Source organism: Pseudoclavibacter caeni, from assembly GCF_008831125.1.
GTDB lineage: Bacteria > Actinomycetota > Actinomycetes > Actinomycetales > Microbacteriaceae > Pseudoclavibacter_A > Pseudoclavibacter_A caeni.
Genome location: NZ_WBKA01000003.1, coordinates 214,237 through 238,480, shown reverse-complemented (window position 1 = coordinate 238,480; position 24,244 = coordinate 214,237). Strand labels below are relative to the sequence as shown.

General features: G+C 72.2%; 22 protein-coding genes. 19 read left to right on the top strand and 3 right to left on the bottom strand.

Features of this window, described 5'->3' with window-relative positions:
* The first annotated feature begins 1 nt into the window (after position 1).
* Entirely contained in the window at positions 2-268 is a 267-nt protein-coding gene (locus F8O02_RS05290; protein ID WP_158036196.1) for a F0F1 ATP synthase subunit epsilon, read from the top strand.
* Between the two features lie 182 nt (positions 269-450).
* The gene (gene yaaA, locus F8O02_RS05285) at positions 451-1,320 is read left to right on the top strand and encodes a peroxide stress protein YaaA (protein ID WP_179416358.1); all 870 of its coding nucleotides are present in this window, start codon (positions 451-453) and stop codon (positions 1,318-1,320) included.
* On the opposite strand, the gene F8O02_RS05280 is transcribed toward yaaA, so the two are convergent.
* Positions 1,283-1,681: an SIP domain-containing protein gene (locus F8O02_RS05280; protein WP_158036194.1), complete on the bottom strand. Its 399-nt coding sequence runs from the start codon at positions 1,679-1,681 to the stop codon at positions 1,283-1,285. The genes yaaA and F8O02_RS05280 overlap by 38 nt on opposite strands.
* 154 nt (positions 1,682-1,835) lie before the next feature.
* On the opposite strand from F8O02_RS05280, the gene F8O02_RS05275 reads away from it, so the two are divergent.
* The 16 genes from F8O02_RS05275 (at position 1,836) to F8O02_RS05200 (ending at position 20,429) form a co-directional block, all read left to right on the top strand.
* Positions 1,836-2,774 (top strand): PP2C family protein-serine/threonine phosphatase, encoded by a 939-nt coding sequence (locus F8O02_RS05275; protein WP_158036193.1) that lies wholly within the window; start codon positions 1,836-1,838, stop codon positions 2,772-2,774.
* Entirely contained in the window at positions 2,771-3,916 is a 1,146-nt protein-coding gene (gene dxr / locus F8O02_RS05270; protein WP_158036192.1) for a 1-deoxy-D-xylulose-5-phosphate reductoisomerase, read from the top strand. The genes F8O02_RS05275 and dxr overlap by 4 nt, the downstream gene beginning before the upstream one ends.
* Before the next feature lie 96 nt (positions 3,917-4,012).
* On the top strand, positions 4,013-5,362 hold the full coding sequence (locus F8O02_RS05265) for a M50 family metallopeptidase (RefSeq protein ID WP_158036191.1): 1,350 nt from the start codon (positions 4,013-4,015) through the stop codon (positions 5,360-5,362).
* A gap of 121 nt (positions 5,363-5,483) precedes the next feature.
* On the top strand, positions 5,484-6,614 hold the full coding sequence (gene ispG, locus F8O02_RS05260; protein WP_179416395.1) for a flavodoxin-dependent (E)-4-hydroxy-3-methylbut-2-enyl-diphosphate synthase: 1,131 nt from the start codon (positions 5,484-5,486) through the stop codon (positions 6,612-6,614).
* The gene (locus F8O02_RS05255; protein ID WP_158036189.1) at positions 6,611-7,012 is read left to right on the top strand and encodes a hypothetical protein; all 402 of its coding nucleotides are present in this window, start codon (positions 6,611-6,613) and stop codon (positions 7,010-7,012) included. The genes ispG and F8O02_RS05255 overlap by 4 nt, the downstream gene beginning before the upstream one ends.
* A 109-nt stretch (positions 7,013-7,121) precedes the next feature.
* Positions 7,122-8,909: a proline--tRNA ligase gene (locus F8O02_RS05250; protein ID WP_179416357.1), complete on the top strand. Its 1,788-nt coding sequence runs from the start codon at positions 7,122-7,124 to the stop codon at positions 8,907-8,909.
* Positions 8,910-9,044: 135 nt separating this feature from the next.
* Positions 9,045-10,007 (top strand): transcription termination factor NusA, encoded by a 963-nt coding sequence (gene nusA / locus F8O02_RS05245; RefSeq protein ID WP_158036188.1) that lies wholly within the window; start codon positions 9,045-9,047, stop codon positions 10,005-10,007.
* 202 nt (positions 10,008-10,209) lie between these two features.
* The gene (gene infB / locus F8O02_RS05240; protein WP_158036187.1) at positions 10,210-12,936 is read left to right on the top strand and encodes a translation initiation factor IF-2; all 2,727 of its coding nucleotides are present in this window, start codon (positions 10,210-10,212) and stop codon (positions 12,934-12,936) included.
* Positions 12,937-13,084: 148 nt separating this feature from the next.
* Positions 13,085-13,588 (top strand): 30S ribosome-binding factor RbfA, encoded by a 504-nt coding sequence (gene rbfA, locus F8O02_RS05235; protein ID WP_158036186.1) that lies wholly within the window; start codon positions 13,085-13,087, stop codon positions 13,586-13,588.
* A gap of 6 nt (positions 13,589-13,594) precedes the next feature.
* Entirely contained in the window at positions 13,595-14,533 is a 939-nt protein-coding gene (truB, locus tag F8O02_RS05230) for a tRNA pseudouridine(55) synthase TruB (RefSeq protein WP_158036185.1), read from the top strand.
* The gene (locus F8O02_RS05225) at positions 14,533-14,907 is read left to right on the top strand and encodes a hypothetical protein (protein ID WP_158036184.1); all 375 of its coding nucleotides are present in this window, start codon (positions 14,533-14,535) and stop codon (positions 14,905-14,907) included. Before truB ends, F8O02_RS05225 begins: the two co-directional genes overlap by 1 nt.
* A 40-nt stretch (positions 14,908-14,947) precedes the next feature.
* The gene (locus F8O02_RS05220) at positions 14,948-15,487 is read left to right on the top strand and encodes a hypothetical protein (RefSeq protein ID WP_218859599.1); all 540 of its coding nucleotides are present in this window, start codon (positions 14,948-14,950) and stop codon (positions 15,485-15,487) included.
* A complete protein-coding gene (locus F8O02_RS05215; protein WP_158036182.1) occupies positions 15,487-16,569 on the top strand; it encodes a bifunctional riboflavin kinase/FAD synthetase in 1,083 nt (360 codons plus the stop codon). The genes F8O02_RS05220 and F8O02_RS05215 overlap by 1 nt, the downstream gene beginning before the upstream one ends.
* A 140-nt stretch (positions 16,570-16,709) precedes the next feature.
* Entirely contained in the window at positions 16,710-16,979 is a 270-nt protein-coding gene (rpsO, locus tag F8O02_RS05210; protein ID WP_158036181.1) for a 30S ribosomal protein S15, read from the top strand.
* A gap of 297 nt (positions 16,980-17,276) precedes the next feature.
* Complete coding sequence (locus tag F8O02_RS05205; RefSeq protein WP_158036180.1) at positions 17,277-19,496, top strand: polyribonucleotide nucleotidyltransferase; 2,220 nt, start codon at positions 17,277-17,279, stop codon at positions 19,494-19,496.
* A gap of 279 nt (positions 19,497-19,775) precedes the next feature.
* Entirely contained in the window at positions 19,776-20,429 is a 654-nt protein-coding gene (locus F8O02_RS05200; RefSeq protein WP_179416356.1) for a biliverdin-producing heme oxygenase, read from the top strand.
* Positions 20,430-20,456: 27 nt separating this feature from the next.
* Here F8O02_RS05200 and F8O02_RS05195 read toward each other — a convergent pair whose 3' ends face one another.
* Positions 20,457-21,131 (bottom strand): TetR/AcrR family transcriptional regulator, encoded by a 675-nt coding sequence (locus F8O02_RS05195; RefSeq protein ID WP_179416355.1) that lies wholly within the window; start codon positions 21,129-21,131, stop codon positions 20,457-20,459.
* A gap of 175 nt (positions 21,132-21,306) precedes the next feature.
* The gene (locus tag F8O02_RS05190; RefSeq protein WP_158036177.1) at positions 21,307-22,518 is read right to left on the bottom strand and encodes an FAD-dependent oxidoreductase; all 1,212 of its coding nucleotides are present in this window, start codon (positions 22,516-22,518) and stop codon (positions 21,307-21,309) included.
* 109 nt (positions 22,519-22,627) lie between these two features.
* On the opposite strand from F8O02_RS05190, the gene F8O02_RS05185 reads away from it, so the two are divergent.
* Positions 22,628-24,106, top strand: a complete 1,479-nt coding sequence (locus F8O02_RS05185) for a M16 family metallopeptidase (protein ID WP_179416354.1) — start codon at positions 22,628-22,630, stop codon at positions 24,104-24,106.
* Positions 24,107-24,244: the final 138 nt, after the last annotated feature.

Sequence of the window (24,244 nt, the reverse complement as noted above, 5' to 3'; positions counted from 1 at the left end):
CATGGCGAAGTCGTTCGACGTCGAGGTCGTCTCGGCGGAGCAGCTCGTCTGGTCCGGCCGCGCGACACGGATCATCGCCCGCACCATCGAAGGCGAGATCGGCATCCTGGCCGGACACGAGCCGCTGCTGGCCGTGCTCGGTGACGGCCCGGTGCGGGTCACGCTCGAGGACGGTCGCACGATCGACATGACCGCTGCTGACGGGTTCCTCTCGGTCGAGCAGGATGCGGTCCGGGTCGTGGCCCGGGTCGCCCAGCTCGCCGCCTGACCGGCCTCGCACCCGACATCTGTGTCGGGCGCGGAGCCGAGTCGGCTCCACTCTGATGTGTCCTCGCGAAGAGGGACGCACCGCCGATGCGGCGGGCGTCCCTCTTCGCCGTCTCAACCCGTGCGACGCGGACGGCCCCGATCGGCTCTGATGATGCGTCGTCCCCCATCCCAGGAGCCGGCATGACCGCGTTCGCCCCGGACCCGACGGGTCCTGTCCTGCTGCTGCCCCCGAGCGAGACCAAGCGCCCGGATCCTGCGGATCCCGGTGACGCACGACTCGCCCCAGACACGCTCGCCTTCGCCGACACGCTGGGGGAGACCCGGCGTCGGCTGATCGTGGAGGTCGCGGCGCTGAGCGCTCGGCCCGACGCGAGGGCACTGCTGCGCCTGACCGCCCGTCAGGCCGCGGACCTGCCCGCCAATCGCGCGCTGGGCGATCGTCCGCCGGTGCTGCCGGCCCTCATGCGGTACACCGGCGTGCTCTATGACGCCCTGGACCGGGCCTCGCTGCCCGGGCCGGCCGTCCGGTGGCTGGAGCGCAGCGTGCTCGTGCAGACCGCGCTGCTCGGGCTGGTGGCCGGGGGAGACGGGGTGCCGGCGCATCGGCTGTCCGCCGGGGTCCCCGCGCGCGTCCTCGATCTCGTGCGACTGTGGCGTCCGGGGCAGACGGCCGTGCTGGCCGGGCTGGCCGAGCGCTCGGTCGTCGTCGACCTGCGTTCGAAGGCCTATGCGCGGCTCGGGCCGCTGCCAGCCGGGGCGGGCTCGCTGCGCCTCGTGGTGCGCGAGCTCACCCCGATCGGGCTGGGACGACCGAGCGGGCATGCGGACAAGGCGGTCAAGGGTCGGTTCGTGCGCGCGCTGGCCCTGCGTGCCACGGCGGATCAGTCGACCGTCCGCGACCGGGATGCGGTGCTCGCCCTGCTCGACGCGTCAGCGAGGGACGTGGGGGTGCGGCTGCTCGCGCCGGCCGCCGGCGCGGTCGAATGGACGCTCGGTGTGCCGGAGCAGCCGGTCACAGCGGCTGGATCTGCGCCTCGATCTCGCGGTTGAGCGCCGCGACGACCGGGCAGGCGGCGCAGCCGATCCAGACCCGGAACTCGCTTGGATCGTCGAAGTCCGGCGCGGTGAGGAACTCCTCGCGCCACAGGTCGATCGCTCGGGCGAGCGCGCGGCCGTGGCCGTCCGGCCCGGGCTGCATGGGCAGCCAGTGGATGCTCACCCGCGGCGGACAGTGGATCGGCGCCGGCTCGGTGCGCTCGGCGTCGTACTCGACGAAGACCATGCCGTGGGATCGGTCCGGCAGCGCCGACAGCATGAGCTGGATGACCGCCAGATCGCTCTCGTCGCCGGCGATCATGAACCTCCGGGAGCGAGAGGGATGCCACGCCGAAGCGGAATACTCGATGCTCATAGTGAGGTGATTCTATGTTAGGTGACCCTGAAAAGGAAGCCCTCGCCATGGCGACGTGGGTCGAGGACGCCCCGTCGGCTGGCCGGGGAGCCGTAGACTGGTGCGCGGGGAGGCGGGCGGTTCGCGCCTGGTCCGCTCATGGGAAGGGCGTGTGATGACTCTGTTCGGTGCCGCGACAGGCGGGTACACCCGTGAGCTCGACGACGGTCGGCGGCTCGACGTGCGCTGGGGCGCCGCGACCGACACCGGCCGGGTGCGCGAACGCAACGAGGACAGCATCGTCGCCTCCGCCGCGGTGTGCGCGATCGCCGACGGGATGGGCGGTCACGAGGCGGGCGACCGCGCCTCTGCGGCGATCGCCGGCGCCCTGGCTGAGGTGCCTGAGCTGCCGGCGCCCAGACACATCTATGCTGCACTGCAGCGGGCCTCTCTGGACATCGAGCGGATCTCCACGGCCTCCGGCGGTCAGTCCGGCTCGACGGTCACCGGCGTCGCCTTCGGCGTGTTCGACGGTGAGCCGGGCTGGCTGGTGTTCAACATCGGCGACTCCCGGGTCTACAGCCTCCATGGGGATCAGCTGACGCAGATCACCCACGACCACTCGGTGGTACAGGGGCTCATCGACACCGGGCAGATCTCGGAGGCGGACGCTGAGCGCCATCCGGCCCGCAACTCGATCACCCGCGCGGTGGGCTTCAGCATGGATCCCCGGCCGGACTTCTGGCATCTGAACCTGGTGCCACGGCTGCGGCTGCTCGTCTGCTCGGACGGCTTGACCAAGGAGCTGGAGGTCGACCAGGTCGCCGCCCTGCTCGCGGAGCACGCGGAGCCCGAGAAGGCCGCACGTGCGCTGGTGGACGCGGCGCTGGAGCACGGCGGTCGCGACAACGTCTCGGTGATCGTCGTCGACTCCGTGGCGACCGCGCCGACGGACGCCCCCGCCGTGTCGACGGCCGAGGAGCCTTCGGCTCCGCACGCCCCGGACGAGGTCGCGACCGAAGCGGGCGCCGGGGCGACCGGGGAGCCGGGAGGTATCGGAGGCGCGACGGCGGTGCCCGGGCCGGCGAGTGCCGAGGCGGCGGACGAGGCATGACACGCAGCGTCCTCATCCTCGGGGCGACCGGTTCCATCGGCACCCAGGCGCTCGATGTGATCGCCCGCTCCGCCGGGCGTCTCGTCGCCGTCGGTCTCGCGGCGGGGCATGACTCCGCGGCGCTGCACGCCCTGGCCGCCCGCGCTGGCGTGCACGAGCTCGCCGCGGCCGAGCCGGGCGACGCCGACGCCGACGCCGACGTGCGGGTCCGGGTCGGGCCGGACGCCATCGTGCGTCTCGTGCGCGAGGTGCGTGCCGACGTCGTGCTGAACGCGATCGACGGGGCGGCGGGACTGCCGGCGACCCTCGCGGCGCTCGAGACGGGGGCGACGCTGGCGCTGGCGAACAAGGAGAGCCTCGTCGTCGGCGGCGAGCTCGTCACCGAGCGGGCGCGTCCGGGGCAGCTCGTGCCGGTCGACAGCGAGCACTCCGCGATCGCCCAGTGCCTGCGTTCCGGCACGCATGACGAGGTCGACCGGCTCATCCTCACCGCGTCCGGGGGGCCCTTCCGGGGGCGCGCCGCCGACGAGCTGTGGGCGGTCACCCCGCAGCAGGCGCTCGCCCACCCCACCTGGCGCATGGGCGCGCTGGTGACGACGAACTCGGCCACGCTCGTCAACAAGGGGCTCGAGATCATGGAGGCCCACCACCTGTTCGGCATCGGCTACGATCGCATCGACGCCGTCGTCCATCCGCAGTCGGTCGTGCACTCCATGGTCCAGTTCCGCGATGGGGCGACGATCGCCCAGGCCTCCCCGCCGGACATGCGACTGCCGATCTCCCTCGCGCTCGCCTGGCCGCACCGGATGCCCGATGTCGTGCCGGCGGTCGACTGGACGCACTCCCACCGCTGGACGTTCGAGCCGATCGACGAGGAGGCCTTCCCCGCGGTCCGGCTGGCCCGGGCGGTGGGGGAGCGCGGCGGCACCTGGCCGGCCGTGTTCACCGCGGCGGACGAGGTGCTCGTCGCCCGCTTCCACGCCGGCGGGATTGCGTTCCCGGAGATCGTGGCGGGCATCGAGCGGGTGGTGGACGCCTGGCGCCCCTCCGCCGGGTCGCTCTCGCTCGACGCCATCGCGCGGGCGGATGCCTGGGCCCGCGAGCAGGCCGCCGCGCTGCCTGCCCGGGGGCGCGGGCGCTGACCGGGCGGGGCGTCTCCGTGGCACGCCTGCGAGCGGGGTGGGAGCGCATGCCGGGCGGCAAGCACACGCACAGGTTCCATCGATAGGGTCACGATCATGCAGGTTCTCTGGTACGTCGCGGGCATCGTGGCGATCGCGGTGGTGCTCGCCGCGTCCATCGCGCTGCACGAGCTCGGCCACCTCTTCTGGGCGAAGCGCTTCGGCGTGCGCGTCGACCAGTACATGATCGGCTTCGGGCCCACGCTGTTCTCTTGGCGTCGGGGCGAGACCGAGTACGGCTTCAAGGCGCTGCCGCTCGGCGGCTACATCTCGATGATCGGCATGTACCCGCCGGAGGCGACCGCCGAGGCCGAGCCGGCGGAGGCGTCCTCGGGGCGCCGGTCGCTCGGGCGGTGGATGCGCGATCTCGTGCACAGCGCCCGGCGGGCGAGCGCCGAGACGATCCCGCCCGGCGAGGAGGGGCGCACCTTCTACCGGCTGCCGGTGTGGCGCCGGCTCGTGATCATGGTGGGCGGGCCGTTCATGAACCTGCTCATCGCGCTCGTCTGCTATGCCGTGCTGGTGTCGGCGTTCGGCACCGTGCAGTCCACGACGACGCTCGGCTCGGTCAGCCAGTGCGTGCTGCCGGCGGACGCGACCCGTGCCACCTGCGAGGCCGGCGACACCCCGGCGCCTGGCGCTGCCGCGGGACTGCAGCCGGGCGATCAGCTGCTCGAGATCGACGGGCAGGACGTCGAGGCGTGGAGCGACGTGCAGGACATCGTCCAGCCGCTCGCCGGGCAGACCGTGTCGGTGACCGTGCTGCGCGACGGCCAGGCGATCGTCACCGCGCTCACCCCGGTGGCGTCCACCCGCTACGTCTACGACCGGTTCGGCCGGGTCGAGCGTGACGCGGACGGTGAGAAGCGCACCGTGACGGTCGGCTTCATCGGCATCGCCCCGACGACCGAGCGGGTGCGCCAGCCGGTCACGGCGGCCCTGCCGATGCTCGGCGACAACCTGCAGCTCGTCGGCGAGGCGATCCTCACCCTGCCGCAGAAGCTCGTGCAGGCCGGTCAGGCCGCGTTCGGCGACGAGGCGCGCGACCCGGACGGTCCGGTGAGCATCGTGGGCGTCGGCCGCATCGCCGGCGAGGTCACCGCGAGCGACCAGATCGACGCACAGGAGAAGGTGATCGGCGTCGTCTCCCTCGCCGCCCAGCTGAACGTGGCACTGTTCGCGTTCAACCTGATCCCGCTGATGCCCCTCGACGGAGGGCATGCGGCCGGCGCGCTGTGGGAGGGGGTGCGGCGCGGCTGGGCTCGCCTGCGCGGCCGGCCGGCGCCGCGGCCGTTCGACGCGGCCCGGCTCATGCCGCTCACCCTCGTGGTGTTCGCGCTGCTGACGGCGATGGGCGTGCTGCTCATCTACGCGGATCTGGTCAAGCCGATCACGCTCGGCGGCTGACCGCACGCCTCCGTCGGTCGGTGGCCGACCCTAGACTGGAGACAGCGGCGGCGCGCGCCGCCGCGGGACCGGGGCGCTCGCCCCGACGAAGGAGGACGTGTTGACCGCAGTGAGCCTGGGGATGCCCGAGCCGCCGGCACCGGTGCTCGCACCACGACGCCGCAGCCGCAAGATCCACGTGGGGTCGGTCGCCGTCGGCGGCGACGCCCCGGTGAGCGTGCAGTCGATGTGCACGACGAAGACGACCGACATCGGCGCCACGCTCCAGCAGATCGCCGAGCTGACCGCCGCCGGCTGCGACATCGTCCGCGTCGCCGTGCCGAGTCAGGACGACGCCGACGCGCTGCCCGCGATCGCGAGCCGGTCGCCGCTGCCGATCGTCGCCGACATCCATTTCCAGCCCCGCTACGTCTTCCAGGCGATCGACGCCGGGTGCGCCGGTGTGCGGGTCAACCCGGGCAACATCCGGAAGTTCGACGACAAGGTCGGCGAGATCGCCCGGGCCGCGTCGGACGCGGGGGTCGCCCTGCGCATCGGCGTCAACGCCGGCTCCCTCGACCGGCGCCTGCTGGAGAAGTACGGCAGGGCCACGCCGGAGGCGATGGTCGAGTCGGCGGTGTGGGAGGCCTCGCTGTTCGAGGACGTCGGCTTCCACGACTTCGCGATCTCCGTCAAGCACCACGACCCGGTCGTGATGATCCAGACCTACCGGTTGCTCGCCGAGCGCGGCGACTGGCCGCTGCACCTCGGCGTGACCGAGGCAGGCCCCGCCTTCCAGGGCACGATCAAGTCGTCGGTCGCGTTCGGCGTGTTGCTCGCCGAGGGCATCGGTGACACCATCCGGGTGTCGCTCTCCGCGCCGCCGATCGAGGAGGTGCGGGTCGGCCTGCAGGTCCTCGAGTCGCTGAACCTGCGTCAGCGCCGGCTCGAGATCGTCTCGTGTCCCTCGTGCGGCCGCGCCCAGGTCGACGTCTACACGCTCGCCGAGCAGGTGACCGAGGGCCTGCAGGGGCTCAAGGTGCCGTTGCGGGTCGCCGTGATGGGGTGTGTCGTCAACGGGCCGGGGGAGGCCCGCGACGCCGACCTCGGCGTCGCCAGCGGCAACGGGAAGGGGCAGATCTTCGTCAAGGGGAAGGTCGTGCGCACCGTCCCCGAGTCGGAGATCGTGCCGACCCTCCTCTCCGAGGCGAACCGGCTTGCCGAGGGAATGGCCCCGAGCGACGACGCCGGCGTCGAGGTGGTGACCGCATGAGCCCGTTCGGTGTGATCCCCGCGGACGCCGAGGGCCGCGTCCCGGACGGGATGCGCGCGTTCCGCCCGCTGGCCGTGGTCGCCATCGGGTGCGCGGTCGTGCTCGGCCTCGTGCAGATGACCGGGGCCGCTGAGATCATGCACCGCCTGCTCGGGCTCGCCGTGGTCGTGATGGCGGCGATCATGTCGGGGCTGATGTGGCGCACTCGGCACCGGTGGTGGGCTGTCGCGCTCGCCCTGGTCGCCGCCGTGTTCCTGCCGATCTGGAGCGACGTCGCCTTCTGGCTGTGGTGGATCGTCGACGGGATCAGCGTGCTCGTGCTCGCCGCCGCGGCGCTCCGGTTCCGTGGTCCCGATCCGGAGCCGGATCCGGACGACCTGCCCGACCGGTTCCTCTGACCATCGTTCCCGCCTCTGGCCGCTCACTCGACGCGGTAGCATGTCCACAGTCCAGACGGCGCCCGGGGTGCCGGGCGTCGGTCACCGTTCCAGAGGAAGTTCGAGACCAGTGCCCACACGCATGTCGAAGCTGTTCCTGCGCACCCTGCGCGAAGACCCCAGTGATGCGGAGGTGGCCGGCCACCGGCTGCTCGTGCGGGCCGGATACATCCGGCGCGAGGCGCCGGGCATCTTCGCCTGGCTGCCGCTGGGCCTGCGCGTGCTGCGCCGGGTCGAGGCGGTCGTGCGCGAGGAGATGGACGCCGCAGGCGCCCAGGAGGTCCACTTCCCGGCGCTGCTGCCCCGCGAGCCCTACGAGGCCACCGGCCGCTGGGACGAGTACGGCGACGACCTGTTCAAGCTCCAGGACCGGCACGCGGCCGACTACCTGCTCGCCCCCACGCACGAGGAGGTCTTCACCCTCCTGGTCAAAGGCATGTGCTCGTCGTACAAGGATCTGCCGCTGAACCTGTACCAGATCCAGACGAAGTACCGAGATGAGGCCCGTCCCCGTGCCGGCCTGCTGCGCGGCCGCGAGTTCGTGATGAAGGACGCCTACTCGTTCGACGTCGACGATGCCGGACTCGACGCGAGCTACCAGATCATGCGCGACGCCTACGAGCGGATCTTCACCCGGCTCGGCGTGCCCTACGTGCCGGTCAAGGCCGACGCCGGGCCGATGGGCGGGTCGAAGAGCGAGGAGTTCCTCTCCCCGTCCCCGATCGGTGAGGACACCTTCGTGCGCAGCCCCGGCGGCTACGTCGCCAACGTCGAGGCCGTGCGGATCCACCCGGCAGACCCGGTCGACGCCTCCGCGGTGCCGCCCGTGGAGGTCATCGACACCCCGGACGCGGCCACGATCGAGTCGCTCGTCGAGTTGCTCAACACCAGCTACGCCGACCGGCACGAGGGGCCGTGGACGGCGGCCGACACACTCAAGAACGTCGTCCTCGCCCTGACCCACCCGGACGGCCGCCGCGAGCTCGTCGTCGTCGGCATCCCCGGTGACCGCGAGGTGGACCTCAAGCGGGCCGAGGTCGCCTTCGCCCCCGCCGAGGTCGCCCCCGCCGAGGAGGAGGACTTCGTCCGGCACCCGGGTCTCGTGCGCGGCTACATCGGCCCGCAGGCCGACGAGAGCGGCATGTACGCGCTCGGCGAGCGGTCGGTGGACGGCATCCGCTATCTCGTGGATCCCCGCGTCTCCGCCGGCACCGCCTGGGTCACCGGCGCGAACGCCGAGCGGCGGCACGCCCTCCACGTCGTGGCCGGCCGCGACTTCATCGCCGACGGCATCGCCGACGTCGCGAACATCCGCGACGGCGACCCCGCCCCCGACGGCTCCGGCCCGCTCGGGTCAGCCCGCGGCATCGAGATCGGCCACGTCTTCCAGCTCGGCCGCAAGTACGCCGAGGCCCTGGGGCTCAAGGTGCTCGACCGCGACGGGAAGCAGGTGACGGTCACGATGGGCTCGTACGGCATCGGCGTCACCCGGCTCATCGCGGTGCTCGCCGAGTCCTGCCACGACGACCGCGGGCTCGTCTGGCCCGACGTGGTCGCCCCGTTCGGCGTGCACGTCGTCGCCACAGGCAAGGACGACGAGATCTACCGGGTCGCCGCCGACCTCGCCGACGAGCTCGAGGGTGCCGGCGTGGAGGTGCTCTACGACGACCGATCCCGGGTGTCCGCGGGCGTGAAGTTCAAGGACGCCGAGCTCATCGGTGTGCCTCACGTGCTCGTCGTGGGACGCGGACTCGCCGCGGGCGAGGTCGAGCTGTGGAACCGGCGCGAGGGCACCCGCGAGCAGATCGCGCTCGCGGACGCGGTGGCCGAGGTGCGTCGCCGCCTCGCCCGGGACTGAGCCGTTCGCTGACATCCCGGCGACGACGGGCCGGACGCCCCTCGTCGCCGGGATGTCGTAATATAGGGTTTTTGGTGTCCGGGCGGACTCGCGCGAGTCTGTCCAGACCCTTCCGGAGGAACACGAGGAGGCGGTATGAATATCGATCTGGGTGCACTTCGTCTTCTCGAGAGCGAGCAGGGCATCCCCGCGGGCAGGCTCGTCGGCATCCTGGAGCAGGCCATCCTGGCGGCCTACCACCAGCATGTCGGCCATGACTCCCCCGCACGGGTGGAGATCGATCGGAAGTCCGGTCTGATGCGCGTGCTCGAACCCGAGGTCGACGACGAGGGGAACACGACCGGCGAGGTCGATGTCACGCCCACCGACTTCGGCCGGGTGGCGGCCGCAGCGGCCCGGCAGGAGATCACCCGGCAGCTGCGCCAGCTCGCCGACGACCGACTGCTCGGCGAGTTCCGCGACCGGGAGGGCACGATCGCCGCCGGCGTCGTGCAGCAGAGCGAGAACCCCCGGATGGTCCGCATCGACCTGGGCAGCACCGAGGGCGTGCTGCCCCCGGAGGAGCAGACCCCCGGGGAGCACTACCGACACGGTGATCGACTCAGGATCTACATCACCCAGGTGGCCCGCACGCCGAAGGGCGCGACGATCACCGTCAGCCGCACGCATCCCGGGCTCGTCCGCGGGCTGTTCGCCCTCGAGGTGCCCGAGATCCAGTCGGGTGCGGTGCGGATCACCGAGATCGCCCGTGAGGCGGGGCATCGCACGAAGATCGCCGTCGAGGCGCGCGAGCCCGGTGTGAACGCCAAGGGCGCCTGCATCGGCGAGCTTGGCGCGCGCGTCCGTGCGGTGACCGCGGAGCTCGGCGACGAGAAGATCGACATCGTCGACCACAGTGACGACCTGGCCACGTTCGTGGCCAATGCGCTCTCCCCGGCCCGGGTCACCCGCGCCGAGGTGCTCGACCCGGAGCTGCGCGCGGTGCGCGCCTTCGTGCCGGAGGGGCAGCTGTCGCTGGCGATCGGCAAGGAAGGGCAGAACGCCCGGCTGGCGGCGAAGCTCACCGGCGCCCGCATCGACATCCAGCCGGACCGGTGATCGGCGTCGCCCGCCACGCCGGGGCGCCGCGACGCGCCCGGGCTGGTAAGATGTCTCCTCGGACGCACGTCGGATGCGTGCACCGAATCCACACAGAACAGGCTGACACGGCTTATGGACGCATGATGAACGGCTCGAGATGAGACGTCAGATGTGACACGCCTGCTCCCGGTCTCGGGCGCAGGCCTGAGACAGGAGAATTGTGGCAAAACCACGTGTACACGAAGTCGCCAAGCAGCTCGGCGTCACGAGCAAGCAGGTGCTCGAGAAGCTCAAGGAGATGGGGGAGTTCGTCAAGGGCCCCTCGTCGAGCCTCGAACCCCCCGTGGTGCGGAAGCTGAAAGCGGCGTTCCCGCAGTCGAAGGGTGATGGCGCCGGCAGCGGCGCGAAGGGGGCGCACGGTGCCGCCCAGCCCGGGGCGCGCGGCGGTCGCGGAGTCGCCGGTCGCCCCGGCCCGCGTCCCGGCCAGACGGGACGTCCCGGACCGCGTCCGGGGCAGAGGCAGTCGACACGACCGGGGTCGCGCCCCGGCCAGACGGCGCACCCCTCTGACGCCCGCCCCGGGGCGCCGAAGCCCGGGCAGCAGCGTCCGGCGGCCTCCGCCACCGGTGAGAGTGCGCCCCGGCCCGCCCAGCAGCGTCCCGAGGGGAGCACCACGCCGCGTCCGGTGCCTCACGCGCCGACCCCGAACGCGATCCCGCGCCCGCGCGGGCCCCGGCCGGCGAACAATCCGTTCTCGCCGAAGCAGCACGCCGGTGCGCGCCCTGTGCCGCATCCGCGCCCGCACCCGGGCCCCCGGCCGCATGCGCCGCGTCCGGGCTCGTTCGGCGCGCGTCGCGGTGGGTTCGGCGGTCCGCACCGCGTCGGCCAGGGCGGCGGCGCCCGGCCACGTCCGGGGCAGCCCGGCTTCGGCGGCGGCCCGCACCGGCCCGGCCAGGGCGGCGGCTTCCGCGGCGGCTTCGGCGGCGGTCCGCATCGTCCGGGCGGCCGCGGTCGCGGCGGCACGGCCGGCGCGTTCGGCCGCGGCGGCGGTCGCAACCGCAAGTCGCGCAAGTCGAAGCGGATGAAGCGGCAGGAGTTCGAGCAGATGGAGGCGCCGACCCTGGGCGGCGTCAAGGTCCCCCGTGGCAACGGGGAGACCGTCGTCCGGCTGCGTCGCGGTGCCTCGCTGACGGACTTCGCCGACAAGATCGGCGCCAACCCGGCGTCGCTGGTGACCGTGCTGTTCCATCTCGGCGAGATGGCGACCGCCACCGAGTCGCTGGACGAGGACACGTTCCAGCTGCTCGGCGCGGAGCTCGGCTTCAAGATCCAGATCGTCAGCCCGGAGGACGAGGACAAGGAGATCCTCGAGCAGTTCGACGTCTCCTTCGACGTCGAGGACGATCCCGACGATCTCGTGGCGCGGCCGCCGGTGGTGACCGTCATGGGCCATGTCGACCACGGCAAGACCCGCCTGCTCGACGCGATCCGGCACACCAAGGTCGTCGCCGGCGAGGCCGGCGGCATCACACAGCACATCGGCGCCTACCAGGTCGAGGCCGACCTCGAGGGTGAGAAGCGCGCGATCACCTTCATCGACACCCCGGGCCACGAGGCGTTCACCGCCATGCGCGCCCGCGGCGCCCAGGTGACGGACATCGCGGTGCTCGTCGTGGCCGCCGATGACGGCGTCATGCCGCAGACGATCGAGGCGCTCAACCACGCCCGCGCGGCCGAGGTGCCGATCGTGGTCGCGGTGAACAAGGTCGACAAGCCGGAGGCGAACCCCGCCAAGATCCGGCAGCAGCTGACCGAGTTCGGGCTTGTCGCCGAGGAGTACGGGGGCGACACCATGTTCGTCGACGTCTCGGCGAAGACCGGGCTCGGCATCGACAAACTGCTCGACGCGATCCTGCTGACCGCGGACGCGGATCTCGACCTTGTCGCGAACCCGGACCGGGAGGCCCGCGGCGTCGCGATCGAGGCGAACCTCGACCGCGGCCGTGGCGCGGTGGCCACGGTGCTCGTGCAGAACGGCACGCTGCGCGTCGGCGACGCGATCGTCGCCGGCACCGCCTACGGACGGGTGCGCGCCATGTTCGACGAGAACGGGGAGAGCGTCGAGGCGGCCGGGCCGTCGCGTCCGGTGCAGGTGCTGGGGCTGACCTCGGTGCCGCGCGCCGGCGACAACATCCTCGTCACCGAGGATGACCGCACCGCCCGGCAGATCGCCGAGAAGCGCGAGGCCGCCCAGCGCAACGCCATGCTCGCCAAGACGCGCAAGCGCATCAGCCTCGAGGACTTCACGAAGGCCCTCGAGGAGGGCAAGGTCGAGACACTCAACCTCATCATCAAGGGCGATGTCGCCGGCGCCGTCGAGGCGCTGGAGGAGTCGCTGCTCAAGATCGAGGTGGACGACTCGGTGCAGCTGCGGATCATCCACCGCGGCGTCGGCGCGATCACCGAGAGCGACGTGAGTCTCGCGACCGTCGACAACGCGATCGTCATCGGCTTCAACGTGCGTCCTGACGGCAAGGCCCGCGAGGCCGCGCACAAGGAGGGCGTGGACATCCGGTTCTACTCGGTGATCTACGACGCGATCGACGACATCGAGAACGCGCTCAGGGGCCTGCTCAAGCCCGAGTACGAGGAGGTGCACACCGGCACCGCGGAGGTCCGCGAGATCTTCCGCTCGTCGAAGTTCGGCAACATCGCCGGCGCGTACGTCCAGACGGGCGCGGTCACCCGCAACTCGAAGGCGCGGGTCCTCCGCGGCGGCGTGGTGCACGGCGACGATCTCACGATCGAGTCGCTGCGCCGCTTCAAGGACGACGTCACCGAGGTCAAGGCCGGCTACGAATGCGGCATCGGGCTCGGCTCGTTCAACGACATCCAGGTCGGCGACGAGATCGAGACGTACGAGATCCGGGAGAAGCCGCGCGACTGAGCGCGGTGATCCGGGGAGGCGCCCGTCCGGTCCGTCCGGCGGGCGCCTTCGTCTCACCTCTGGCGCGTGAGACGATCGATGACAGCGGCGGCCGGCGCGGGTGGCGACACCCGTGTCACGACCGCGCGCAGGAGATCAGGAGACTTCCATGGCACAGACATCAGGCCGGGCCGCCCGGGTGGCCGACCGCATCAAGGTCATCGTCGCGCAGACGCTCGAGCGTGGGGTGAAGGACCCCCGTCTCGGATTCGTGACGATCACCGACGTGCGCGTCACCGGCGACCTGCAGCACGCGAGCATCTTCTACAGCGTGCTCGGCGACGAGGACGCCCGCGAGGACACCGCGACGGCGCTGGAGAGCGCGAAGGGGCTCATCCGCTCGGCGATCGGGCGCGGGGTGCGGCTGCGGCTGACCCCTTCGATCGAGTTCATCCCCGATGCGATCCCGGAGAGCGCCGCGCACATCGAGCGGCTGCTGCACGAGGCGCGACAGCGGGACGAGGCGGCACGGGCGGTCTCGGCCACCGCGTCCTTCGCCGGCGACGCCGATCCGTACCGGCGGCCCGACGAGGCGACGGCGGAGGACGGGACGGACGACGCCGACACGCCCGCCGATGGCACCCGGGTCGATCCGGGCACCGGGGAGGACTGAGCCGCCGTGAGCGACGGCATCCTCCTGGTCGACAAGGCGGGCGGGTGGACGAGCCATGACGTCGTCGCCCGCGCCCGGCGGCTGCTCGGCACCCGCCGGGTCGGTCACGCGGGCACGCTCGACCCGATGGCGACCGGCCTGCTCGTGCTGGGCGTCGACCGCGGTACGAAGCTGCTGACCCATCTGGTCGGGCTCGACAAGGTCTACCGGGCGACGATCCGGCTGGGACAGGCGACGATCACCGACGACGCCGAGGGCGAGGTGACCGCCACCGCCGCACCCGAGGCGATCGCCGCTGTGGACGAGGCGCGCATCCGACAGGCCATCGCCCGGCATCTCACCGGCGAGATCATGCAGGTGCCCTCGGCGGTCAGCGCGATCCGCGTCGACGGCGTGCGCTCCTACGCCAGAGTCCGCGGCGGCGAGGCGGTCGCGCTCGCCCCCCGGCCCGTCACCGTGCACGCGTTCGAGGTGCATGCGGTCCGTCCCGGCTCGGGCGTCGTCGACGTGGACGCGACCGTGCACTGCGGCTCGGGCACCTATGTTCGGGCGCTCGCTCGCGACCTCGGTCGGCTGCTCGACGTGGGCGGCCACCTCACGGCGTTGCGGCGCGAGCAGGTCGGCCCGTTCCGTGCGGCCGAGGCCGTGCGGCTGCCGGGGCGCGAGGTGCCGGTGGAATCGGTGCCGCGTCCCCGGCTGCTCACGCTCGCCGAGGCGGCGACCCGGGTGTTCCCGGTGCGCGAGCTCGCCGACGCCGAGGCGGACGATCTGCGGCACGGCCGGGCCTTCACCGCGTCCGGGCGCGACGGTGTCGTCGCCGCGGTGGACGCTGCCGGCCGGCTCGTCGGCCTCGTGTGCGATCGGGGCGGTCGGGCGCGCTCCGTGTTCCTCGCCCAGACGCCCGGGGCGGCCGAGACGCCCGACACGACGAGGGGGACACGCTGATGGTGGACTGGCTGACCTGGACACAGGTGATCGTGGGCTGCGGCGCGGGGCTGCTGTGCCTCGTCTCCGGGGTGCTCGGCCGGGTGCCCGGGGACGTGGCGATCGGCTCGCTCGCGCTCGTGGAGCTGCTGCTCGTCGTACAGGTCGTGGTGACGGTGTGGCGGTGGATCGTGGAGGGCGGCCCGGTTGGCAGCGGCGTCGAGTTCGCCGGCTACCTGCTCACCGCGCTGATCATTCCGCCGGCGGCGGTCTTCTGGGGGCTCATCGAGCGCACCCGCTGGTCGACGATCGTGCTCTCGGTCGCGGCGTTCACGATCGCGGTGATGGTGTGGCGGATGAACCAGATCTGGACCCTGCCGAGCCCGTGGCTGTGACCGCCGCGTCGTCGGCCGCGACCCGTAGAATGGGATGCCGATGACTGACTTCACACCCCACACCCCGCTCGAGCCCGGCGATCGGGAGGCCCAGGCCGCCCCACGGGTGAGTGGCCCCGGGCGCGTGCTCGTGGTCGTGTACGCGATCCTCGCCCTCTCGGCCACAGCCCGCTCGCTCGTGCAGATCGCCACCCGGTTCGATCGCGCACCGCTGGCCTACTCGCTCAGCGCCGTCGCCGCGGTGGTGTACATCGTCGCGACGGTCGCCCTGGCCCGGCACCACCGGCCCGGCTGGCACCGCGTCGCCGTCATCACGATCGGCTTCGAGCTGGCGGGCGTGCTCATCGTCGGCGCGCTGACCACGTGGGAGCCCACGCTGTTCCTGTCGAACACCGGTGACGGACGCGTCGAGTCGACCGTGTGGAGCGGGTTCGGCATGGGGTACGGCTTCGTCCCGCTGGTGCTGCCCGTGCTCGGCCTGTGGTGGCTGGCGCGGCACCGGCCGGGCCGGGCGGACGCCGGCGCGTCCCGGGGCGACACGGACGCCGCCGGGGGGCGTGCCGCCGGGACGGAGCGGTGATGCGCGTCATCCACGCCGGCCGCGACCGGTACGACCTGGGCCCCTCGGCCATCACGATCGGCAAGTTCGGCGGTGTGCACCGGGGACATCGCGCGCTGATCGCCCGGATGCGCGACGAGGCTCGCACCCGCGGGCTCGCGGCCGTCGTGGCCACCTTCGACCGACATCCGCTGGCCGTGCTCGCACCCGACCGGGTGCCGCCGGCGCTCGTCTCGGACCGCCGTGAGGAGCAGCTGCTGGCCGAGCTCGATGTCGACGCGGTGGTCGTGCTGCCGTTCACCCGTGCGTTCGCCGCGCTCGCGCCGGAGGACTTCATCCGCCGAGTGCTCGTCGACGGGCTCGACGCCCGGCTCGTCGTGGTCGGGGAGGACTTCCGCTTCGGCGCCCGCGGTGCCGGCGACGTCGCGACCCTGCGCGAGGCGGGGCGGCGGCTCGGCTTCGACGTGGACGCCGTGCCCCTCGTCGGGCTTGGCGCGACGAATGCGGGCCGGCCCGGCGGCGCGGCCCGGCCCGGCGGGGTGATGGAGACCGGCGGGGTGCCCTCGGCGGAGAAGTGCTCCTCATCGGAGATCCGGCGTCTGCTCGTCGCGGGGGACGTGTCCGGTGCGGCGGCGATGCTCGGGCGTGCACCGGATGTGGGCGGGTTCGTCGTCCACGGGGCGCGTCGCGGCCGGGAGCTCGGCTTCCCGACGGCGAATCTCGGGCCCGGCTGTGACGAGGCGCTCGGCCTCGACCGCGCCGTCGAGGGTTTCGTGCCCGCCGACGGGGTGTACGCCGGCTGGCTCGACGTGTTCGAGGGCGGGCCGACTGGCGCCGACACCGGGACGGTGCACCGGCACCCCGCGGCGATATCGGTGGGCACGAACCCGACGTTCGCCGACGTGCCGCGCACCGTCGAGGCCCATGTGATCGGCCGCGACGACGCGCGTGTGACCGACTTCGACCTGTACGGACGCTGGGCGCGCGTCATCTTTGTCGCCCGGCTGCGCGGCATGGTCGCCTACCGCGGGGTCGAGGCGCTCGTGGCGCAGATGCGGCAGGACTGCGCGGACGCCGCTGCCGCGCTCGGCATCGAGGAGTGAACGAGGCCACCCACGAGGCGGTCGGTGGGGGCTGTCGCCGCTGTGGTAGCATCGAGTGTTCGCCGTGCAACGGCCGCGGACAGAGAGCGTCTCGGGGATCGGCCCCGGGGCACCGCGCAACGACTGAGAGGAACGCCCCCATGGCTCTGGCAGCAGACGTCAAGAAGCAGATCATCGACGAGTACGCGACCCATGAGGGTGACACCGGCTCTCCCGAGGTCCAGGTGGCCCTGCTCAGCCGTCGCATCGCCGACCTCACCGAGCACCTCAAGGAGCACAAGCACGACCATCACTCCCGGCGTGGTCTGCTGCTGCTCGTCGGCCAGCGCCGCCGGCTGCTCGGCTATCTGGAGCGCATCGACATCAATCGCTACCGCAGCCTGATCGAGCGCCTCGGTCTGCGCCGCTGAGCCCGATCGCACGATTCGCTTCGAGAGCCGCCCCTCTGGGGCGGCTCTCGTCGTCTTCGGAGACGGACGACCCGCGGGGCGGTGACCGTCCTGGGCGCCCGACTGGTAGAGTCGACGCGGGTGCGGCGCATCCGCCCGCCCGTCAAGAGACATGTGCAGGTCGACCGGCTCGGCGCTGATCTTCGGTGGTGAGTCTCGGAGCGTCCGGGAACGTGGTTCCGAGTCTTTCCACTGTTGATCAGCAGCGCTCGTCGTTCGCCGGGTCGGCGTCTGCACCGGAATGCGAAGGAGAACCCCTTGGAGGGTCCAGAGATCACCTATGCCGAGACCGTCATCGACAACGGTCGCTTCGGCACGCGCAAGGTCCGCTTCGAGACCGGCCGGCTCGCCCAGCAGGCGGCCGGCGCCGTGCTCGTCACGTTCGATGACGAGACCACGCTGCTGTCGACCACCGCGGTGTCGAAGAAGCCGAAGGAGGGCTTCGACTTCTTCCCGCTGACCGTCGACGTCGAGGAGCGCATGTACGCCGCCGGGCGCATCCCCGGCTCGTTCTTCCGCCGCGAGGGCCGGCCGACCACGGACGCCATCCTCGTCGCCCGCCTGTGCGACCGCCCGCTGCGCCCCTCGTTCGCCGAGGGTCTGCGCAACGAGGTCCAGGTCATCATCACCGTGCTGTCGATCGCCCCGGACGAGCGCTATGACACGCTCGCGATCAACGCGGCCAGCGCGTCCACGCAGATCGGCGGCCTGCCGTTCTCCGGCCCGATCGGTGGCGTGCGCATCGCCCTGATCGACGGCCAGTGGGTCGCGTTCCCGAAGCAGTCGCAGCTCGAGCAGGCCGTGTTCGACATGGCCGTGGCCGGCCGCAAGGTGGTCACCGAGGACGGCGCCGACGACATCGCGATCATGATGGTCGAGGCCGAGGCCGGCGAGAACGCGTGGGACCTCGTCCAGGCCGGCGCGCAGAAGCCGACCGAGGCGGTCGTCACGCAGGGGCTCGAGGCGGCCAAGCCGTTCATCCGCCAGCTCGTGGAGGCACAGGAGGAGCTCGCCCGCCAGGCTGCCAAGCCGGTCGCCGAGTTCACCCTCTTCCCGCCGTACACGCCGAAGGTGTACGAGAAGGTCGAGGAGCTCGCCCACGACGAGCTGTCGCGCATCTATCAGATCGCCGACAAACTCGAGCGGCAGGACGCCGACGACGCGCTCAAGGCGAGTGTGAAGGAACGGCTCGCCCCAGAGCTCGACGAGACCGAGTACGAGATGATCGGCGCGGCGTACAAGGCCGTGACGAAGAAGATCGTGCGCCGGCGCATCCTCGACGAGGGCGTGCGCATCGACGGCCGCGGGCTGCGCGAGATCCGCAGGCTGGACGCCGAGGTCGGCGTGCTGCCCCGGGTCCACGGCTCCGCCCTGTTCCAGCGCGGCGAGACGCAGATCCTCGGCGTCACCACGCTGAACACGCTGAAGATGGAGCAGCAGATCGACTCCCTCTCGCCGGTGACGCACAAGCGGTACATCCACCACTACAACTTCCCGCCCTACTCGACCGGCGAGACCGGCCGCGTGGGCAGCCCGAAGCGTCGCGAGATCGGCCACGGGATGCTCGCCGAGCGCGCCCTGGTGCCGGTGCTGCCGAGCGTGGAGGAGTTCCCCTACGCGATCCGCGAGGTCTCCGAGGCACTCGGCTCCAACGGGTCGACCTCGATGGGGTCTGTGTGCGCCTCGACCCTCGCCCTGCAGAACGCCGGCGTGCCGCTGCGCGCGCCGGTAGCCGGCATCGCCTCGGGGCTGATCAGCGAGAAGGGCGAGGACGGGCACACCCGCTACGTCGTGCTCACCGACATCCTGGGCGCCGAGGACGCGCTGGGCGACATGGACTTCAAGGTCGCCGGCACCGCGGACTTCATCACCGCCATCCAGCTCGACACGAAGCTCGACGGCATCCCCGCCTCGGTGCTCTCGGGCGCGCTGGAGCAGGCCAAGGAGGCCCGCCTGACGATCCTCGGCGTGCTCAACGCCGCCATCGACGGCCCGGACGAGCTGGCCGAGACCGCCCCGCGCATCATCACGGTGCAGGTGCCGGTGTCGAAGATCGGTGAGGTGATCGGGCCGAAGGGCAAGATCATCAACCAGATCCAGGAGGACACGGGCGCTGAGATCTCGATCGAGGATGACGGCACGGTGTACATCGCCAGCGCGGACGGCCCCTCGGCGGAGGCGGCCCGTGCGGCGGTCAACGCGATCGCGAACCCGACCGTCCCCGAGGTGGGGGAGCGCTACCTCGGCACGGTGGTGAAGCTCGCCGACTTCGGCGCGTTCATCTCCCTGCTGCCCGGCCGCGACGGCCTGCTGCACATCAGCGAGCTGCGCAAGCTCAACGACGGCAAGCGGGTCAACCAGGTCAGCGATGTCGTCTCGGTCGGCCAGAAGATCCAGGTCGAGATCTCCAAGGTCGACGATCGCGGCAAGCTGTCGCTGATCCCGGTGCTCGACGACGAGGCGTCGCAGGGCGAGTGATCACCCCGGCGGTCTGAGCAGCCGCGCGACCTGTTCGAGAGGGCCCCGCATCCACACGGATGCGGGGCCCTCTCGTCGTCTCCGGGCGGGGGCGGATCGAGTTCGGCGTGCCGGGCCGGACTCTCCGGCGGGGTGCTCGTCACCGCCGGTGCGCTCGGTGCCGTCCTGCTGCTGCGCCGCCAGTCGTGACCGGCCGCGGTGACATCAGGCTGCCGACAACCGCGGACGCCGACTAAGGTGAGACTCACACACGATCGTTGTCGAATGGAGAGCGAGCACATGACCACCAGCACGACACACGTAGACGCGGCGACACCGTCCGCCAGACTGCGCGAGGCGACTGTCGCCGAGCACACCTCGGCCGAGGGGCGGCCGTTCATCGCCGACCTCATCGAGGGGCGGCTCTCACTGGCCGACTACACCCGCTACCTCGCGCAGCTGGCCTACGTCTATGAGGTGCTCGAGTCCCGACCTGCGCGACCCGACGAGCCGGAGTTCCTGCACGATCCCCGACTGGCTCGTCTCGCCGCGGCGCGTCATGACCTCGCCGAGCTCGGCGCCATCGACTGGCACACGGCCCATCCCCCGCTTCCGGTGACCCAGCGTTACGTCGCCCGCCTGCATGAGGTCGCGGGCGACGACGACGTGATCCCCTATCTCGCCCAGCACTACACCCGCTACCTGGGCGACCTGAGCGGCGGGCAGATCATCGCCACGATGATGTCCCGCCACTACGGCGCCACGGAGGACCAGCTCACGTTCTACCGCTTCGACCAGATCGGCAAGCTCGTCGCCTACAAGCGCGCATATCGCGAGCACATCGACCATCTCGGGCTCGATGAGACACAGGTGCAGCGGCTGATCGATGAGGCTCGGCGCGCCTACGAACTGAACGCCGCCGTCTTCGACGAGCTGGGGGCGGCGGGCGCCTGAGGCGAGCTGGGGGCGGCGGGCGCGTGCTCAGGACAGTCTGGCGGTCTCGATCTCGTTCGGCGGCAGTGGGATGGCTCGGATGCCCTCCAGCAGCGCATGCGGCCGGGGCACACCGAGGCCCATCAGCGACCAGCTCCACAGCGGCTCGGCTCGCTCCTCGAGGTCGACGTCCGGCTCCAGCCGGTAGCGGAGCACGACGCCGAGCGTCGCATCGATGATGCCGTTCACGGCGGAGGAGATGTCCGCGTCCGCCGGGACCTCGCCGTCTTCCCGCGCCTCCAGTAGATACTCGGAGAGCAGCTGCTGCGCGGTGAATGGAGGCGCCGGCAGGTCGGCGTCGATCAGCGGGGCGTCCAGCAGCAGCGAGATCGCCGCCCGCTGGTACGGGCCCGAGCCGCTGTCGGCCAGGAACGTCCGCAGCGTCGTCACGAGCACGGCGAGCCCGGTGCGGTTTGTGTCGTCGACGAGCTCGTGCATCTGCTCCCAGCGCCGATACTCGGCGTCGAGCAGGGCGCGCGCGATCTCGGCCTTCGCGTCGAAGTGGTAGCGCAGCGCGGTCTTCGGTTTGCCCAGCACGGCGGTGATGTCGGCCAGTGAGGTCGCCTCGTAGCCGCGACGGCCGATCACCGTGGCGGCGGCCCACAGCAGGGACGCTCGGGTCCGCTCCGCCTGCGTGTGCCGGGCGGTGCGAGTGCGGTTCATCTGCGCTCCTCTCGTCGAGGCTCGACTCAGGACACGGAACTTGTGAACAACTGTAGAGCATCGTCTGACGCCCTGTGCCTGAGGTGAGGCGAACCTGTGCACTCGCGGCGACGACTCGTCGGGTGGTCGCGAGCGTGTGGCGTCGGCCATGCCCCCTCCTGCCCCCGGAGGTCGCTCATCGGCTGAGCGCCCGCAGCGCGGCGAGCGCGTTGACGCGCCCGGCGTGCGCCGCGGTGATCGTGCTCGCCTGCGGGCCGTACCCGGCGAGGATCAGATGCGGCTCGCGCACGGCCACCCCGTCGACGACGCGCACGCCGCCGGCGGGCTCGCGCAACCGCAGCGGGGCCAGGTGCCCCAGATGTGGGCGGAAGCCCGTGTCCCACACGATCGCGTCGAGCGGCAGCGTCGTCCCACCCGAGAGCACCGCGCCGTCGGCGCCGAGGCGGCGGAACATGGGTTGCGAGACGAGTGCTCCCCGATCGATCAGGCCGCGCATATACCCGGTGTGCGGCAGCCCCGTGGTGCTCACCACGCTCGGCAGCGGCCGCCCCGCACGGGCCGCCCGGTCCATCGTGGCGACAGAGGCGATGCCGGCCTCCGTGGTGAGCCCGTCGGTCTCGACGAGGTGCACGGGCCGGCGGGTGAACCACACCGTGCTCGCGGCCACCCCATCGAGCTCGGCGAGGTGCTCCACGGCGGAGGTGCCGCCGCCGACGACGCCGACCCGCATCCCCGTGAACCGCCGGGCGTCGCGCCAGCAGTGCGTGTGCAGCTGGACGCCGGCGAATCGGTCGCGCCCGGGGTACCAGGGGACGAACGGCGACCGCCATGTCCCGGTCGCGTTGACGATCACGTCGGCGGTCAGCGTCACTGGTCCGGTCGCGTCCCGACCAGTGACGCGGAAGCGGCCGGACGCGGTCGCATCACCCTCCACGGTGGGGGCCTCACCATGCGGGCGAGTCGTCACGGCTCGCTGCTCGGCCGCCGATCGGCGCGCCGGGCCGGCCACATCATCCGCAGCCGGGGCCGGCGCACGCCGCACCGCGTCCACGCGGACGCCATGCCGCACGTCCAGCCTCCAGAACCGCTCATAGGCACGGTACTGTGCGACGACGACCTCGGACGCAGGCCGGTCGCGCGGGGCGTCGGCGAAGCCCAGCCCCGCCTCGCGCATGCCGGGCAGGTCGGCGATGCGGTGCGCCGCTCCGATGCGCAGCGCCGGCCAGCGGTGCTGCCAGGCCCCGCCGGCGTCCGCGTCCGCGTCGAGCACGAGCAGGTCGCGGCCGGGAGTGAGCCCGCGCTCCTGCAACCACCAGGCGGCGGCGAGTCCCGCCTGGCCGGCGCCGATGACGAGCACGGGGACGTGGCGGGGGAGTGAGGCGCGCATGCCGGGGGCAACGTCCCCGCCGGCGCGGGGATTCCGGCGCGGGCGACGGTTGCGCCAGTGGTGAACGCCGCTCCCCGGTGTCCGCGGTCGTCGATAGACTGCGCCTGACATGAGCACAGACACCACGAACACCCCCGATCCCGACCACCTGTCGGCGGCGTCGTCCGCCGGGACCGCCACGGCGGCACCCGCCCCGTCGACCGCACAGACCGCCGCGTCGTCCCTGACCACCCAGACCGCTCCGACCACCGCGACCGTGCTCTTCCCGCACGCGCTGCCGATCGATGCGGAGGAGACCGCGTTCACCCTCGACGACGGCTCGGCGATCCGCCGCACGGTGCTGCCCTGTGGTGTGCGCGTGCTCACCGAGCGTGTGCCCGGCGCTCACTCCGCCACGATCGGGTTCTGGTCGCCGGTGGGCTCCCGCGACGAGCACGAGGGGCAGCACGGCTCCACGCACTTCCTCGAGCACCTGCTGTTCAAGGGCACGCGCGAGCGCACCGCGCTGGACATCGCGGTCGCCTTCGACCGCATCGGCGGCGAGTCGAACGCGCTGACCGGCAAGGAGCACACCTGCTATTACGCGAAGGTGCGCGATGCGGACGTCGACGTCGCCGTCGAGGTGCTCACGGACATGGTCCTGGACTCCGTGCTCGACCCGGAGGAGTTCGAGCGCGAGCGGAAGGTCATCCTCGAGGAGCTCGCGATGAACGAGGACGACCCCGCCGACGTCGTCCACGAGCTCTTCTCGGCGCTCGTCTACCGTGGGCAGAGCCTGGGCCGCCCGATCGGCGGCACCCCCGACTCGATCCGCGCCGTCGACCGCGTCGCCGTCTGGCAGCACTACCGGGCGAACTACCGGCCCGAGGACATCGTCGTGACCGCCTCCGGCGCCGTCGACCACGACGCGCTGCTCGCCGGGCTCGAGCGGGCGCTGGCCGCGCACGGGGTGACCGCCACGGCGCACGGCCCGCTGCATCCCCGGCGCGACCGGACGCTGCTGCCGCTGTCACCCGACCCCGACGTCACCGTGCGCCGCCGCGACGGCGAGCAGGTGAACCTCCTCATCGGCGGCCCCGGCATCCCGCGCTGGGACGAGCGCCGGTTCGCCCTGAGTGTGCTCAACGCCCTGCTCGGCGGCGGGATGAGCTCGCGGCTGTTCCAGGAGGTGCGCGAGCGGCGTGGGCTCGCCTACTCCGTCTACTCGTTCGCCGGCAGTCATGCCGACGCCGGCGCGTTCGGCGTGTACGCGGGAACGCGACCGGAGTCGGCCGGCGAGGTCGCCCACGTCATCCGCGAGGTGCTCGCCGGGTTCGCGGAGAGCGGCCCGACCGAGGCCGAGGTGGAGCGGGCGAAGGGGCAGCTCGCCGGGGCGATCACGCTCGGGCTGGAGGACACGTCCCGACACATGACCAGGCTCGGCCGAGCCGAGCTCGATCTGGGCGAGCTGTGGGACCTGCCGGCGAACCTCGGCCGCATCGCGGCGGTCACCCCCGCGCAAGTGCGCGATCTCGCGGCCGAGCTGATCGGCCAGGCTACCGTGACCGCGGCGGTGGGGCCCGTCGACGCGGATGCGGTCGCCGGCTGACCCGCCGCGCTGCGCGAGCCGGTCGGGATCGGCTTGACGCCCGGGCGGGGCCGGGGCTCAGCCGGCCTGTCCGGCGTACTCGGGTTGCGGCGGCATCGTGCTGAAGTCGAACTGTGCCAGTGGTGCTGGGGGAGGCGC